The sequence below is a fragment of the Plantibacter sp. 2H11-2 genome (assembly GCF_050031945.1).
Taxonomy (GTDB): domain Bacteria; phylum Actinomycetota; class Actinomycetes; order Actinomycetales; family Microbacteriaceae; genus Plantibacter; species Plantibacter auratus.
Map to the genome: position 1 here is coordinate 30,925 of NZ_JBNBBL010000004.1, position 13,414 is coordinate 44,338.

The 13,414-nt window shown below is 69.3% G+C and carries 15 protein-coding genes; 5 read left to right on the forward strand and 10 right to left on the reverse strand.

Annotated features, from left to right (window positions below; all coding sequences use genetic code 11):
• Positions 1-56: 56 nt before the first annotated feature.
• Positions 57-2,378 carry a carbon starvation CstA family protein gene (locus tag ACQG07_RS09650; RefSeq protein ID WP_137242608.1) on the forward strand — a complete coding sequence of 774 codons (2,322 nt, stop codon included), beginning with the start codon at positions 57-59 and terminating at the stop codon, positions 2,376-2,378.
• Positions 2,378-2,569: a YbdD/YjiX family protein gene (locus tag ACQG07_RS09655; protein ID WP_426738131.1), complete on the forward strand. Its 192-nt coding sequence runs from the start codon at positions 2,378-2,380 to the stop codon at positions 2,567-2,569. The genes ACQG07_RS09650 and ACQG07_RS09655 overlap by 1 nt, the downstream gene beginning before the upstream one ends.
• A 28-nt stretch (positions 2,570-2,597) precedes the next feature.
• On the opposite strand, the gene ACQG07_RS09660 is transcribed toward ACQG07_RS09655, so the two are convergent.
• On the reverse strand, positions 2,598-2,894 hold the full coding sequence (locus ACQG07_RS09660) for a hypothetical protein (RefSeq protein WP_426738132.1): 297 nt from the start codon (positions 2,892-2,894) through the stop codon (positions 2,598-2,600).
• 354 nt (positions 2,895-3,248) lie between these two features.
• On the opposite strand from ACQG07_RS09660, the gene ACQG07_RS09665 reads away from it, so the two are divergent.
• Positions 3,249-4,520, forward strand: coding sequence for a DUF222 domain-containing protein (locus tag ACQG07_RS09665; protein WP_426738133.1), 1,272 nt, complete (start codon positions 3,249-3,251; stop codon positions 4,518-4,520).
• 255 nt (positions 4,521-4,775) lie between these two features.
• On the forward strand, positions 4,776-5,369 hold the full coding sequence (locus ACQG07_RS09670; protein WP_137242604.1) for a hypothetical protein: 594 nt from the start codon (positions 4,776-4,778) through the stop codon (positions 5,367-5,369).
• On the opposite strand, the gene ACQG07_RS09675 is transcribed toward ACQG07_RS09670, so the two are convergent.
• From ACQG07_RS09675 to ACQG07_RS09685, 3 genes are read right to left on the reverse strand one after another with little or no spacing between them, the layout of a single operon-like run.
• Positions 5,357-5,893, reverse strand: coding sequence for a hypothetical protein (locus ACQG07_RS09675; RefSeq protein WP_274499143.1), 537 nt, complete (start codon positions 5,891-5,893; stop codon positions 5,357-5,359). The genes ACQG07_RS09670 and ACQG07_RS09675 overlap by 13 nt on opposite strands.
• Positions 5,890-7,188 (reverse strand): hypothetical protein, encoded by a 1,299-nt coding sequence (locus ACQG07_RS09680; RefSeq protein ID WP_426738134.1) that lies wholly within the window; start codon positions 7,186-7,188, stop codon positions 5,890-5,892. The genes ACQG07_RS09675 and ACQG07_RS09680 overlap by 4 nt, the downstream gene beginning before the upstream one ends.
• Positions 7,185-8,372: an ATP-binding protein gene (locus ACQG07_RS09685; RefSeq protein WP_191940215.1), complete on the reverse strand. Its 1,188-nt coding sequence runs from the start codon at positions 8,370-8,372 to the stop codon at positions 7,185-7,187. Before ACQG07_RS09685 ends, ACQG07_RS09680 begins: the two co-directional genes overlap by 4 nt.
• Before the next feature lie 193 nt (positions 8,373-8,565).
• On the opposite strand from ACQG07_RS09685, the gene soxR reads away from it, so the two are divergent.
• Positions 8,566-9,009 carry a redox-sensitive transcriptional activator SoxR gene (gene soxR, locus ACQG07_RS09690; protein ID WP_255377972.1) on the forward strand — a complete coding sequence of 148 codons (444 nt, stop codon included), beginning with the start codon at positions 8,566-8,568 and terminating at the stop codon, positions 9,007-9,009.
• 18 nt (positions 9,010-9,027) lie between these two features.
• On the opposite strand, the gene ACQG07_RS09695 is transcribed toward soxR, so the two are convergent.
• The 6 genes from ACQG07_RS09695 to ACQG07_RS09720 all read right to left on the reverse strand — a co-directional run bounded on the left by ACQG07_RS09695 (position 9,028) and on the right by ACQG07_RS09720 (position 13,394).
• The gene (locus tag ACQG07_RS09695; RefSeq protein ID WP_079704704.1) at positions 9,028-9,417 is read right to left on the reverse strand and encodes an MmcQ/YjbR family DNA-binding protein; all 390 of its coding nucleotides are present in this window, start codon (positions 9,415-9,417) and stop codon (positions 9,028-9,030) included.
• Between the two features lie 23 nt (positions 9,418-9,440).
• Entirely contained in the window at positions 9,441-9,977 is a 537-nt protein-coding gene (locus tag ACQG07_RS09700) for a hypothetical protein (RefSeq protein ID WP_426738135.1), read from the reverse strand.
• 80 nt (positions 9,978-10,057) lie between these two features.
• A complete protein-coding gene (locus ACQG07_RS09705; protein WP_426738136.1) occupies positions 10,058-10,843 on the reverse strand; it encodes an MBL fold metallo-hydrolase in 786 nt (261 codons plus the stop codon).
• 59 nt (positions 10,844-10,902) lie between these two features.
• Positions 10,903-11,553, reverse strand: a complete 651-nt coding sequence (locus tag ACQG07_RS09710; RefSeq protein ID WP_064295974.1) for a TetR/AcrR family transcriptional regulator — start codon at positions 11,551-11,553, stop codon at positions 10,903-10,905.
• Between the two features lie 129 nt (positions 11,554-11,682).
• Positions 11,683-12,372 (reverse strand): SOS response-associated peptidase, encoded by a 690-nt coding sequence (locus tag ACQG07_RS09715; protein WP_426738137.1) that lies wholly within the window; start codon positions 12,370-12,372, stop codon positions 11,683-11,685.
• A gap of 38 nt (positions 12,373-12,410) precedes the next feature.
• A complete protein-coding gene (locus ACQG07_RS09720) occupies positions 12,411-13,394 on the reverse strand; it encodes a TerC family protein (RefSeq protein WP_426738138.1) in 984 nt (327 codons plus the stop codon).
• Between the last annotated feature and the right edge of the window lie 20 nt (positions 13,395-13,414).

A 13,414-nucleotide genomic window follows, 5' to 3' on the forward strand; every position in this document is an offset into this window, starting at 1 on the left:
CGCCGCGACGCTGTTAGCCTCGACGCACGAACACCACCGTTGAGGGAGGAATCGTCATGGGCAACGACGCCGGACGACAGGACCGAGCACGCGCAGGATCGAAGCGGGACGGAGCGCTGCAGCCCGCGGGTGGCGGGGAGGCGGAACCCGTCCTGGTCCAGGATCCGGAGCTGCCGCCCACGGCGGTCGACGAGGCCGACCTCGCCCCGAGATGGACCCCGGCGAAGGTGATCCTGTGGGTCGCCATCGCCTTGCTCGGCGGTCTCGCCTGGACGATGCTCGCCCTCGTCCGCGGTGAGACGGTCAACGCGATCTGGTTCGTCTTCGCGGCGGTCTGCACCTACCTCATCGCCTACCGCTTCTACTCGAAGCTCATCGAACGCAAGCTGCTGCGCCCCGACGACCGGCGGGCCACCCCGGCCGAGTACCTCGCCAACGGCAAGGACTTCGTCCCCACCGACCGCCGGGTGCTGTACGGCCACCACTTCGCGGCGATCGCCGGGGCCGGTCCACTCGTCGGCCCGGTGCTCGCGGCCCAGATGGGCTACCTGCCGGGCACCATCTGGATCATCATCGGCGTGATCCTGGCGGGTGCCGTGCAGGACTACCTCGTCCTCTTCTTCTCGATGCGCCGTGGCGGACGTTCCCTCGGCCAGATGGCGCGCGACGAACTCGGCGTGATCGGCGGCACTGCGGCGATCATCGCGACGCTCGCGATCATGGTCATCATCGTCGCGATCCTCGCCCTCGTGGTCGTCAACGCGCTCGGCGAGAGCCCGTGGGGTGTCTTCAGCGTCTCCATGACGATCCCGATCGCACTCTTCATGGGCGTGTACCTGCGCTTCATCCGGCCGGGCAAGATCACCGAGATCTCGATCATCGGCTTCGTCCTCCTCATGTTCGCGATCGTGGCCGGCGGCTGGGTCGCCGAGACCGAGTGGGGCGCCGCGGCGTTCACCCTCGACCGCACGGTCATCGCGGTCGGAATCATCGTCTACGGCTTCGTCGCCGCGATCCTGCCGGTGTGGCTGCTCCTCGCACCACGCGACTACCTCTCCACGTTCATGAAGATCGGCACGATCGTCATGCTCGCGGGCGCGATCGTCCTCGTCCGCCCGGAGATCACGGTCCCGGCGTTCAGCGAGTTCGCCGGTGGCGACGCCGGCCCGGTCGTGAGCGGCTCGCTCTTCCCGTTCCTCTTCGTCACGATCGCGTGCGGCGCCCTCTCCGGTTTCCACGCACTCATCGCCTCGGGCACCACGCCGAAACTGATCGAGAAGGAGCGCCAGACCCGCTTCATCGGATACGGCGGCATGCTCATGGAGTCGTTCGTCGCGATCATGGCCCTCGTCGCGGCACTGTCGATCGACCGCGGCATCTACTTCGCGATGAACTCCTCCGCAGCGGCCACGGGCGGGACCGTCGAGGGCGCGGTCGCCTTCGTGAACTCGCTCGGCCTCGCCGGAGTGAACCTCACGCCCGACGTGCTCACGCAGACGGCGGCGAACGTGGGGGAGGAGTCGATCGTCTCCCGGACCGGCGGTGCGCCGACGCTCGCCCTCGGCCTCGCGCACATCATGCAGCAACTCATCGGCGGCACGTCGCTCATGTCGTTCTGGTACCACTTCGCGATCATGTTCGAGGCGCTGTTCATCCTCACCGCGGTCGACGCCGGGACGCGCGTGGCGCGCTTCATGCTGCAGGACACCTTCGGCAACATCATCCCGAAGTTCCGCGACCCGGACTGGCGGGTCGGAGCATGGATCTGCACCGCGGTCATGGTGGCGGCGTGGGGAGCGATCCTCATCATGGGCGTCACCGATCCGCTCGGCGGCATCAACACCCTCTTCCCGCTGTTCGGCATCGCGAACCAGCTGCTCGCCGCCATCGCGCTCGCCGTCTGCATGGCGATCGTGGCGAAACGCGGGAACTTCCGCTGGCTGTGGATCGTCGCCGTCCCGCTGGCCTTCACCGCCGTGGTGACGATCACCGCGTCGATGTTCAAGATCTTCTCGCCGGTTCCGGCCGTCGGCTACTGGGCGCAGAACGCGGCGTTCCGTGAGGCGCTCGCGGCGGGCGAGGACAGCTTCGGAAATGCACCGACGCGGGCGGCGATGGAGGCGGTCGTGCGGAACACCACCGTGCAGGGGGTGCTCTCGATCCTGTTCGTGACCCTCGCGATCATCGTCATCTTCTTCGCGATCCTCCACACCGTGCGGTCGTTCCGCTCGGGTGGCGGGCCGAGTTCGGAGGATCCGGCGCTGCCGTCGCGCCGGTACGCGCCGTCGGGGCTCATCGCCACGAAGGCGGAGAAGGTGCTCGAGCGCGAGTGGTCGACCGTGGACGCCGACAAGCGACCCGCGCGGTCGGGGCACTGATGGCCGGCTTGCGGCGGGGTTGGGCGTCGGTGCGGTGGTTCGTCACCTCGCTCATGGGTGACACCGCCTACGCCACGTTCGTGGACCACCAGCGTCGCGTCCATCCCGACGCACCGGTCCCCGACGAGCGCACATTCTGGCGGGAGCGCTTCGCGGAGCAGGACCGAACGCCCGGCTCACGCTGCTGCTGAGCGCGCGGGGCGCTCGTGCCGTCGCGTCCTACTGGTCGACGGCGTGGACGGAGAGGACGACCTGCTCCTCCGGCACGAGCGCCTCGAGGGCCTTGCGAGCGCTCTGGTAGTCGCGGCCCTCGGCCTCGATGGTGCGGGTTGCCGTCGGTCGGAAGACCGCGGTGCCGACGAGGTCGCCGTTCACCCGGCCGCCGCCGTGCAGCCCGGCGAGGGCGTGCCCGGGCGGGGTGGAGGCGAGGACGGCGGCCCGCAGGGCGGCGACGTCCGGTGCGGAGGCTTCGGTGGTGATGGTCGCGCGGTCGCGGACGGTGGCGATGAGCTTCACCCCTCCAGCCTACGGAACGTCGGGTTCCGGGACGAACCCCTTCCGGTCCCTGCCGAGGGACCTCCCGAATCCGGTGATCCTTTCCCGGTCCCTGAGCTTGTCGAAGGGCACACGGGGGGGCTTCCCTTTCCGGTGGTCTTCTCCCGGTCCCTGAGCTTGTCGAAGGGCACACGGGGGGCTTCCCGTTCCGGTGGTCTTCTCCCGGTCCCTGAGCTTGTCGAAGGGCCCACGAGGGACCTCCTGCTCCGGTGATCTTCTCCCGGTCCCTGAGCTTGTCGAAAGGCCCACGAGCAACTTCCACAACCGCTTCGACTCAGCATCTGGAATGTCAGTGGTCCATGGTGGACTGGTTCCATGACCGAGACCACCCTCACCGCGACCCGCGCGAGCGACGAGTACGCCGCGCAGCTCGAGGAGTTCTCGGACCGATGGGCCGAGCTCCACCGGCAACAGGCCGTCCTGGACGCACGGAAGGCGCGCCTCCTGGCCCGCTCCGCCGCCTATGCCGATGCCTTCGCGGACGCCACGGTCCCGGCGATCTTCCCGCCGGCTGAACGTCAGGCGCTTTCCCGTCGGTCGACGTGTGCGGCCCTCGCGATGGCGACCCGGATGCCGGAGCGGACGGTCCAGCTTGCGACGAACAACGCCGAACGTCTGGTGAATGACGCACCGGCTGTGCTGGCGTCGCTGGAGGCCGGCCGGATCTCGGCGCGGCATGCGCAGGTGATCACCGACCAGCTCTGTGACGTCCCGACCGCAGGGCGGGCGGTGTTCCTCGAACAGGTACTGCCGGTCGCCGAAGGTGCGACCGTCTCGTACCTCCGGCAACGCGCTCGCGTCCTGCGCGAACGGCTCCACCCGGAATCGATCACCGCACGCGCCAAGCGTTCCGAGGCCGACCGCCGGGTCGAGTTCGAACCCGCAGCCGACGGCATGGCCTGGGTGCACCTCTTCACCACGGCACCCATCGCGCAGGGCATCATCGAACGCGTCGAAGCAGCAGCAGCGGAATCACGTGCAGCTGGCGACACCCGGACGTGCGCTCAGCTGCAGGCGGACGCCCTCGCAGCCCTGGCCCTCACCGGTGTGACCCCGGACGACGTCATGTCGAGCCCGGTGCTCCCGCACCCGATCGAAGTGCAGGAGCACATCAGGCCGACCGTGCAGATCACGGTCCCGGCGCTCACCGTGGCCGGAGTCTCGGACACCCCGGCCACCCTCGACGGCTACGGCCCCATCGACCCGGAGACCGCGGCACGCATCGCGGTGAACGCACCCAGCTTCACCCGGATCCTCGTCCAACCCGAGACCGGCGCGATCCTCTCCGTGGGGCGGAACCAGTACCGGGTCCCGGCTGATCTGCAACGCGCGGTGCGGTTGCGAGACGGCACCTGTCGGGCACCTGGGTGCGGGCGGCGCGCCAGAGCCTGCGACCTCGATCATTCGGTCGCCTGGGAAGACGGCGGCACCACGGATGTCGGCAACCTCGCGTGTCTCTGCCGACATCACCACCGGATGAAGCACCTGCCCGGCTGGAACCTCGACCACGGGCCCGGCGGGGTCCTCGATTGGACGACACCCGACGGGAAGCACCACCGGACCGAACCAGACCCCGCGCCGTTCTGACCTGCCTCGGCGTACTCGGATCGAAGGGTTCCTCGTGGGCACTTCGACAAGCTCAGTGACCGGAAGAGGTTCACCGTGAACGTTTCGGTTCCTGAGCCTGTCGAAGGGTTCCTCGTGGGCACTTCGACAAGCTCAGTGACCGGGTAGGGCGTGCCCGCGTAGCCGCTGGGGCGCTCGGGGTCGGACCGTCCTGCGTGTGCCGCTCGATGCAGGCGTGCACACCCCTCACCGCCGACGGCTCGGTAGCCTGGGCGGATGACCGGACCGACCGATGCATCCCCGGAGTTCGAACGCATCTCGGACGGTCTGCGGATCCTCGATGCGATCGTCGGCCTCACGCCCCGTGAAGCCGCGACCCACCCGTCGCTGTGGCCGCTGCTCGGCGTCCCTGCCATCGACCGTGGTGCGCTCGTGATCTTCCCCCTGGCCGCCTGCAGCGCGACGGACCGATCAGGGCTCGAGCGGCTGCGCGAAGTCTGTGCGGCACTGCAACAGGACTGCATCCACCTCTTCGGCGGGGACCACATCCACCGGGAGACCGTGCTCGACCCGGATGAGGACCCGTACGGGCGGCGTCTCGCCGAAGTCGGAGCGCACGCGACGACACCGCGCGGGGTGGTGGTGTGGCGTGTCCGCGATCGTGGCGCGGCACTCGTCCTCGTGGTCGACGAGGAGCGCGAGCAGGCGACGCTGGCCTTCCACCTGGTGCCGAAGGATTGGATCTGGAACTGGCCTCCGACGCCCACGACGAAGCGCGAAGCGTCCCGTCGTCGGACCGCGGTGAAGGAACAGGCGGCCGTCGACGTCGTCTGGTCCTGGCCTGCGGCCGACCTGGCTCAGGTTCGGTGAACGGAGGGCTCGCCAGGTTCGTCCGAGGGTGTCGACCCGTTGAGCGCCGCAGCACGTTCGGTGTCCGCGGTGCGCGCGGCGAAGAGCGCGAGCGCCGCAACGAGACCGGCCACCAGTGCGAGGATCGGTGGGAATGAGAACAGCAGGTCCTCGACCTCGCCGGCGCGGATCATCATGCAGACGAGCGCCACCGTCGCGAAGAACGCGGTCCCGCCCGAGACCTGCATGGCGCGGGTGCGCGCTGCACCGTGGTCGCGTCGCCCGATCGACCACTGCATGAGGACGTTGAGGAACGCCAGGCTGTAGCAGACCGCCACGACGGGGAGCCCCGTCTCAGCCGGGAAGATGAACGTGCCCCGGTCACCCGAGTCGCCGGCACCGCGCGTCTCCGCACGCGAGAAGGTGAACGGCGACATCCAGAGCCAGCCTGCTCCGGTCACGAGCCACATGACACCGGTCACCGTGCCGACGACGCCGATGCGTCGGTAGCTCTCACCCAGGGTCCGCAACTCCTTCCGCTTCACGACTGGTCCGCCGTCTGCGCATCCGTCGCGATCGTTGAGCGACCCGGGCGCGGGTCGTCGCCTCCGAAGGCGACGACGCGGTCCCACAACCAGTCGGTGAGGCTCGCGGCCACCTCTTCGTCGTCACGTCCGGCGGCACGACGAAGGAGCCGTCCGCCGGAACCCTCGATGAGGTAGGCGCCCGCATCGTCGGTGAAGAGCTGCGTGTAGTAGTCGCGCTCGGCGTCCCACTGCGGCCACGCTTCCGGGTCCCGTTCGATCGCCTCGTCCATCTCGCCGATCTCGGCGCCGCTCATGAGACGGAACGGGCTACCGTCGCCCCAGCGCCCGCCGGTGCCGGGAAGTTGCCCGTCGTGCCAGGCGAGCACCTTGTCGTCACCGCCGCTCGCGCCCGCGGCGTCGAGGTCGAGCGACGGGCGCAGCGAGGCCGCCAGCTCCTCCGGGAGCAGTGGGTCCAGAGCGGCCAATGCGTCGGCGAGCCCGGCCTCGAAGAGCTTGTCGCGCAGGATCCGCCAGGCGATCTCGCCCATGCCGGCCCGGCGCAGGTCGTCCATCGTCCCGGCGCCACGCTCGATGGGATCGAGGAACGCCCGCGCGACGATCATCCCGCCCTGGGCGACCTCGTCCATCGGGTCCTCACGCAGGACCCGGGCGAGGAGTTCCAGGGCCTCCTGCGGACGGTAGTCGTAGAGATAGGCGAAGGCCAATGCCGTCGAGAGCGTCATCTCGCTCGGATCCGCCTCGATCGCCTGCTGCGCGGCGACGAGGAATCGACCGGGTGGGGTGCCCGTCGACAGGAAGTGCACGGCTCGGAGCCCGAGCGCGCCGGCGTGGGCCTCCGGGGCGGTCCGGCCGGCGAGCTCGACCGCGTCGTCCATGAGTGCCCACCCGCGCTGGGGATCGGCTGCCATCGCGACGGCGGCCGCGTGGTCCATGTGGTCGAACCAGTCCGCCTCCGGGTCCTCGCGGAGGACGAGTTCACCGAGTCGCATGGCCTCCGCGAAGTCGCCCTCGGACCCTTCGAGATCGCGCAGGCGACGCAGTGCACCGAGGAACTGTCGGTCGCGTCGGCCGAGCAACTCCCGGAGGAGGCGTCTGGCCTCATCGACGTCGCCGCAGGCCTGCCGGTGCATGGAGAGCAGGATGATCATCCCGGTGAACTGCGGCGCCCGGGCGAGGACGCTCATCGCCAGCTCGGGGATCCGCGGGTGTTCGGGCTGGAAGTCGTAGAGCTCCCAGGCGAGGTCGCGGTCGTGTTCGATGGCCTCGCGTTCGACGCCGACGGGGTCGCTCATCGGAGCCCGTGCTGCACGCGGTACGCCCGGAGCTGGGCGAAGGTGCCGTCGTCGACACCGTATTCGAGCACCGGTGCGACCTGGTCGAACCACGATGCCGTCGAGGGGGTGAGTCCGGCTGCGGCGTCGAGGAGCGCCTGCGTGTCGACCGGCACGATGGTGCCAGCGTTCATCGAGGCGGTGAGTGACTGCTGCAGTGCGATCCTGGTCACCTGAGCGATGTCGGCACCGGAGAAGCCCTCGGTCGCTGCGGCCGCTGCGATCACATCGACCTCGTCCGTCGGTTTGCCGTCGAGGCCGCCCTGCAGGATGGCCGCTCTGGCGACGGCGTCGGGCGGGAGCACCAGGACGGTCTTGTCGATGCGGCCTGGGCGCCGCAACGCCGGATCGATGTCCCACGGGCGGTTGGTCGCGGCGAGGAAGTAGACGCCGTCGTTCTCGTCCGCCACTCCGTCGAGCTCCTCGAGCAGCTGTGTCACGATCGTACGCATCGACTGCGATCCGCCCCCGGACGTGCGGCGGCCACCGAGCGCGTCGAACTCGTCGAAGAAGATGACGCATGGAGCGGCGGCCCGAGCATCGTGGAAGACACTCTGGATCGCCTTCTCGCTGTCACCCAGCCACTTGCTCAGCAGGTCGGCGAGGGTGACGTGGATGAAGGACGCCCCGAGGTCACCGGCGATCGCCTTGGCGATGAACGTCTTGCCGCAGCCGGGCGGGCCGTACATGAGCAGTGAACCGCCGGGCTTCTGCCCGAACGCTGCGGCGAGCTCCGGGTTGCGGAGTGGCGCGAGGAACGTCGAGTCGAGGTGCTGCTTCACGTCGGCGAGTCCCGCCACGTCCGCGAGCGTGACGGCTGGTCGTTCCGCGTCCCAGAGGCTCGGCTGGTCGATCGGCATGGTGGCGGTTTCGGATGCCGACGGGGCGGGGATCGCCGAGCGGTCGGGCTCGATCGAGGTGTCGGTCGCTGTTCCCCGGAGTCGCGCCGCCATCACGCGGGCGCGCAGCAGCCGGACCCGCGCCGGGTCGCCCCCGAGTCGCTCGAAGGTCGTCACCTCCTGCGCCGCGCGGTCGACGTCGTGCTGCAGCAGCAGGGTGACGAAGTCCTCGCGGAGCGCGGCGTTCTGCGGATCCTGCGCGACTTCCGCCGCGATCACCTCGAGGAAGTCCTCGTCCTGCGTCATGTCGTCCCCCCGGTCGATGTGCGATTCCGACCATCCTGCCAGCGGAACACTGATCGGCGACAGGTGTCCGCCGGCATTGAGCGGGCGGAGGGGGAGCGCACCCCATCCGCCCTGACCCGCTCGTGTACCGTCGAGACGAGCGTCGGACCTGAAGGCGGCTTGAGGTCGATGCGAGGAACGAGGGTGGGACACTGTGCACAGTCCGGACGAGTTGCTCAGTGTCGGCGAGATGAGTCGTCGCACCGGCGTCGCGGTGTCGGCGCTGCACTACTACGAGCGGCTCGGCCTCATCGGTTCCGAGCGGACCGCCGGCAACCAGCGGCGATACCCCCGGCACATGCTGCGCCGCGTCGCGCTCATCTCGGTCGCGAAGCGCCTCGGTATCCCGCTCGAGGACGTGGCGGAGGCGTTCGCCGACGTGCCGCTCTCCAGCACCCCGAGTCACGAGGACTGGCAGCGTGCCTCCCGCCGCTGGCAGAAGGTCCTCGAACAGCGTCGGCGCGGGATCGAGCAACTCGAACGCGAGCTCACCGGCTGCATCGGCTGCGGTTGCCTCTCGATGAAGGCGTGCACGCTCCTCAACCCCGACGACGAGCTCGGCGACACCGGCACCGGCGCGAGGCGCATCCCGGTCTGAGTGCTGCCGGCCCGGTGTTCAGCCGTCGCGGCGTTGTCCGAACGTCGCGGGATCGACCGGCCGCAGCCGTTTCGGCAGCCCCTCGACGACGAGCAGGTACGACTCCGTGACGAGGTCGTCGACGAACGCCGGTTCGAGCTCGCCGTCCGGCTTGAGCGAGATCCAGTGCCGTTTGTTCATGTGATAGCCGGGGATGATGTCGGGGAAGGCCTCGCGCAGACTGTGGCTGTCCTCGGGCCTCGCCTTCAGCGTGACGATGGGTTCGCCCGTCGCCCCCGTCTGCAGCATGAAGACCTTGCCGCGGACCTTGTAGACGTCCCACTCCTCGCCGAACGGGTGCGTCAGCTCCGCACCGGGGAGTTCGTCGGCGCGGCGTGCCGCCCGGTCCTGCAGCTCCGAGCCGTGCATCGTGGTCCTCCTCGGAGTCGGCGTCAGCCCTGGGTGTCCGTGGGCCTGAGCCCCGCCAGGTTCTGCAGCGGGCACCAGGCGCCGAGGCGCGGGTAGTCGATGGTCACGCCGACGACCCCGTGCTCGCCGAAGGACCGGACCCAGTCGATCGCCGCGGGCATCGGGACCGCGAGCAGCGACACCGTGGCGTCCGGCGGGACCAGCCCGTTCGCGTACGCGGCCTCCTGCGCTCGTTTCCCGCTGCTGTAGATGCCGATCAGGTTCCCCGGTTGCGCTGCGAGCGCGTACGGCCGCGGGTTGTCCTCCGGACCACGGTTGATGAAGACCCACCGGTCGAGTGCGGCGACCGCCCGCCAGAGTCGGATCTGAGGGTCGACGTCGTCCGGCGCCGCCCGGCAGGCCTCGTTCAGTGCGTCGAGCTCGGTCAGCACCTCGGGAGCGGGTTCGAGGGTGCGGCCCTGGTTCGGCTGCTCCGGGGCGTCGATCTGCTCATCGACCGGGCTGTCGTCGTTCGGGCTGTCGTCGTTCGGGCTGCCGTCGCGGCGGAACGGGTTCTTCATGGTCACTTCCTCGTGGCTCGGGATCCGGGTTCGGGGACGTGGCCAACGCTATCGCAGGGGTCCGACGGGGAGCCGGAGGTTCAGAACGCACTCCCGAAGGCGAGGGCTTCGGCCGCTGCCTGCGCCGGCGAGCCGAAGAACGCCGGGCCGTGTCCCGGCAGCACGACGGAGGCCGGGAGTCCGGCCAGCGTCGTCAACGACTGGCGGGCGCGCTGGAGGTCGCCGTGGAACATCTCGGGGAGCAACTGCGGGCCGTCGTGCGGGCTGGTGGGGTGCGCGGTGACGAGTGCGTCGCCCGCGACGAGGACGCCGTGCTCGACGAGGAGGAATCCGAGGTGCCCGCGCGTGTGGCCGGGGAGGGGGAGCGGGCGGACCGCGACACCGAGGGTCGCCCGGAGCTCGGGCACGTCCTCGATCGCGGTGACCGACGTCGGCGGCACGACCTCGAGTCCGCCGGCCTCCACCGCGTGGTTCAACCAGCTCGCGACGCCCGGACGCTCCAGGTGGGGCTGGACGTCGGCGAGTCCGACCTGCTCGAGCACGTCCCGTCGGACGTTCGGGATCTCGTCGTGGGCGGCGAGGACGTCGCAGTCGGCGAGCCCGGCGATGAACGTCGCATTGCCGATGTGGTCGCTGTGTCCGTGAGTGAGGAGGATCGCCTGCACGTCCTCGACCGCGTAGCCGAGCGCGCCGAGGGTCGCGGTGACGGCCGCGCCGTCGCCGGGGTAGCCGGTGTCGATGAGGACCGGCCCGAGGTCGCCCTCGACGATGATCCAGTTGACGGACGGACCCTGCACGAGGTGTACCCGATCCGTGACCGTGGTGCTGCGGGTGGTGCCGTTCGGCACGGCGTCGATCTGGGACATGGGCGTCCTTCCGATTGCGGAGACGGGGTTCGGGGGAGGGGTCGGTGCTCGGGAGAGGGTCAGTGTTCGGCCGGTCCGGCGACGAGCTCATGAGCGGCCGCTGCGGCGGTCGTCGTGGCTGCAGCGCCGGCGGGATCGACGGTCGCGAGGATCGGCCGGATCAGGGTGATCAGTCGCTCGCTGAGCTCAGCCGCATCGTCGTCGCCGACCGTCGTGGTGACGAGTCCGAAGCAGGCGTCGAGCAGGACGTCTGCGACGCCGTCGAGGTCCGGGAGGTCGAGATCGTGCGCTGCGGCCTCCATGCGGAGGTTCGTGCGGGTGTACGCCCGCCAGTCGAACACCGTGTAGACCGGGTCGTCCATCCGTGGCAGTTCGTGCAGGAGCCGGATGGCGCCCATCGCGATGGGGGATCGCTGCGCTTCCTGCGCGGAGGCGAGGATCATCGTCACCCACCGGAGCGCGCCGTAAGGCACGCCGATCCGTGCGTCCGCCGCCTGCCATCGTTCGTCCTGCTCCGCGATCACCGCGTGCGCGAGGCTCCGCTTCGAGGGGAACAGGTGGTACCCGATGACCGATTTCGGCTTGCCCATGACGGACGCGATGCCGGAGAACGACGTCCCGGCGTACCCGTTCCGGCCGAACTCGAGCCCGGCGGCGTCGATGATCTCGTCGCGGACCTGGTTCATCGCGTACTGGCGCAGACCGCTCACGAGCGCTCCTTCGAGGTGGAGGGCCCGGGGCTCGGGCCGTTAGACGATCGTCTGAGTCAGACGTTCGTCTAGCTTAGACGAGCGTCTGTGAGGAAGCTGAGGGAGGCGACGACCACCCGCACCGACCACTCAGGCCGGGAGCGGCTCGATGAGGTGCGGGCCCGTGTTGCGGACGTTGTTCACGTCGCGCGTGACCTCGTAGTGGGTGAGATCGTGGGCGACCGCGAAGGACTCCCGGTCGAGCAGCTGCAACAGCTGGTCGGTGTCGAGGTGGTTGCCGAGCCAGTCGTCGTAGCCGTCGGGGGTGAGGCAGGCCGGCATGCGGTCGTGGACCTCGCCCGGTGAGACGTGCGCGTCCCGCGTGATGATCGCCATCGACAGACGCCACTTGTCCGGGTCGTCCTCCGCCTTGCCCGGGTCGGGCCAGGCACTGATGATGCCCGCCATCGCGAGCGCGGCCTCGGGGTCGTGGATGAAGTGCGGCTGCTTCCCGGTCTCGGTCACCACCCACTCGTAGTACCCGGTCGCCGGGACGATGCACCGTGCTGACGCGAAGGCCTTGCGGAACATGGAGCCGGTTGCGACCGTCTCCATACGCGCGTTGATGGGTTGTGGCCGTTGCTTGGCGAAGTCCTTGGCCCAGCCGGGGACGAAGCCCCAACGGGCGCTGGTCGCGGTCCGTTCCTCGTGCCGGGTGCGGACCACCGTCACCTCGGTGGTGGGCGCGACGTTGTAGTCGGGCGCAGGCGCTTCGAACTCGGCCACGAGGTCCGCGAGGAGGGTGGACGTGGAATCGGTGACGACGAAGCGACCGCACATGCGCTCAGCATAGGAGCGCATGTGCGGTCGGTCGACCCCTACCGCTCGAGGCCCGCTCGTGCGTCGCGGCGGGTCTTTGCGAGCGAGGCCACCGTCGCCACGGTGATGGTCGCGGCGATGAAGAGCAGCGAGAACCAGATCGGGATGTCGGGGATCCAGTCGATGTGCTGCCCGCCGTTGATGAACGGCAGCTCGTTCACGTGGAGGGCGTGGAACACGAGCTTCACGCCGATGAATGCGAGGATGACGGCGAGGCCCTGCGCCAGGTAGACGAGGCGTTCCAGCAGACCACCGATGAGGAAGAACAGCTGGCGGAGGCCCATCAGGGCGAAGGCGTTCGCGGTGAACACGATGTACGCCTGCTCGGTGAGGCCGTAGATCGCGGGGATCGAGTCGACCGCGAACACGAGGTCGACGAACCCGATCGCGACGATCGTCAGCAGCATCGGCGTGAAGGAGCGCTTGCCGTCGATCCTCACCGAGAGTCGGTCACCGTGATAGGTGTCGGTGATCGGGAGGATGCGGCGGGCGAATCCCACGACCTTGCCGTTGGCCGGGTCGCTCTCGTGGCTGCCGAACGCCTGGCGGTACGCGAGGAACAGCAGCAGCGCGCCCATCAGGTAGAAGATCCAGGAGTAGTTCTCGATGAGTGCGGCGCCGACGGCGATGAACGCACCGCGCATGATGAGCGCGATGATGATGCCGATCATTAGCACCTTCTGCTGGTACGCCTTCGGGACGGCGAACCCGGCCATGACGATGAGGAAGACGAACAGGTTGTCGATCGACAGCGCCTTCTCGGTCAGGTACCCGGCGAAGTACTCGCCGCCGTACGTCCAGCCGGAGACGAGGCCGATGCCGACGCCGAACAGCAGGGCGAGGCTGACGTAGAAGATCGACCAGCGTGCCGACTCGGCGATCGTCGGTTCGTGGGGCTTCCGCACGTGCGCGAAGAACTCGTAGACGAAGAAGAGGATCGTGACACCGATGGTGATGATCCAGATCAGCGGGGTGACGGCCATGGTGGCTCCAGGGGCTCGAG

Bases quoted from the DNA above. Each gene is read 5' to 3' on its own strand.
- ACQG07_RS09705 (WP_426738136.1), bottom strand. From the start codon at position 10,843: ATGTCCCAGATCGACGCCGTGCCGAACGGCACCACCCGCAGCACCACG.
- ACQG07_RS09700 (WP_426738135.1), bottom strand. From the start codon at position 9,977: ATGAAGAACCCGTTCCGCCGCGACGGCAGCCCGAACGACGACAGCCCG.
- ACQG07_RS09670 (WP_137242604.1), top strand. From the start codon at position 4,776: ATGACCGGACCGACCGATGCATCCCCGGAGTTCGAACGCATCTCGGAC.
- ACQG07_RS09715 (WP_426738137.1), bottom strand. From the start codon at position 12,372: ATGTGCGGTCGCTTCGTCGTCACCGATTCCACGTCCACCCTCCTCGCG.
- ACQG07_RS09680 (WP_426738134.1), bottom strand. From the start codon at position 7,188: ATGAGCGACCCCGTCGGCGTCGAACGCGAGGCCATCGAACACGACCGC.
- ACQG07_RS09650 (WP_137242608.1), top strand. From the start codon at position 57: ATGGGCAACGACGCCGGACGACAGGACCGAGCACGCGCAGGATCGAAG.
- ACQG07_RS09665 (WP_426738133.1), top strand. From the start codon at position 3,249: ATGACCGAGACCACCCTCACCGCGACCCGCGCGAGCGACGAGTACGCC.
- ACQG07_RS09695 (WP_079704704.1), bottom strand. From the start codon at position 9,417: ATGCACGGCTCGGAGCTGCAGGACCGGGCGGCACGCCGCGCCGACGAA.
- ACQG07_RS09685 (WP_191940215.1), bottom strand. From the start codon at position 8,372: ATGACGCAGGACGAGGACTTCCTCGAGGTGATCGCGGCGGAAGTCGCG.
- ACQG07_RS09720 (WP_426738138.1), bottom strand. From the start codon at position 13,394: ATGGCCGTCACCCCGCTGATCTGGATCATCACCATCGGTGTCACGATC.
- ACQG07_RS09655 (WP_426738131.1), top strand. From the start codon at position 2,378: ATGGCCGGCTTGCGGCGGGGTTGGGCGTCGGTGCGGTGGTTCGTCACC.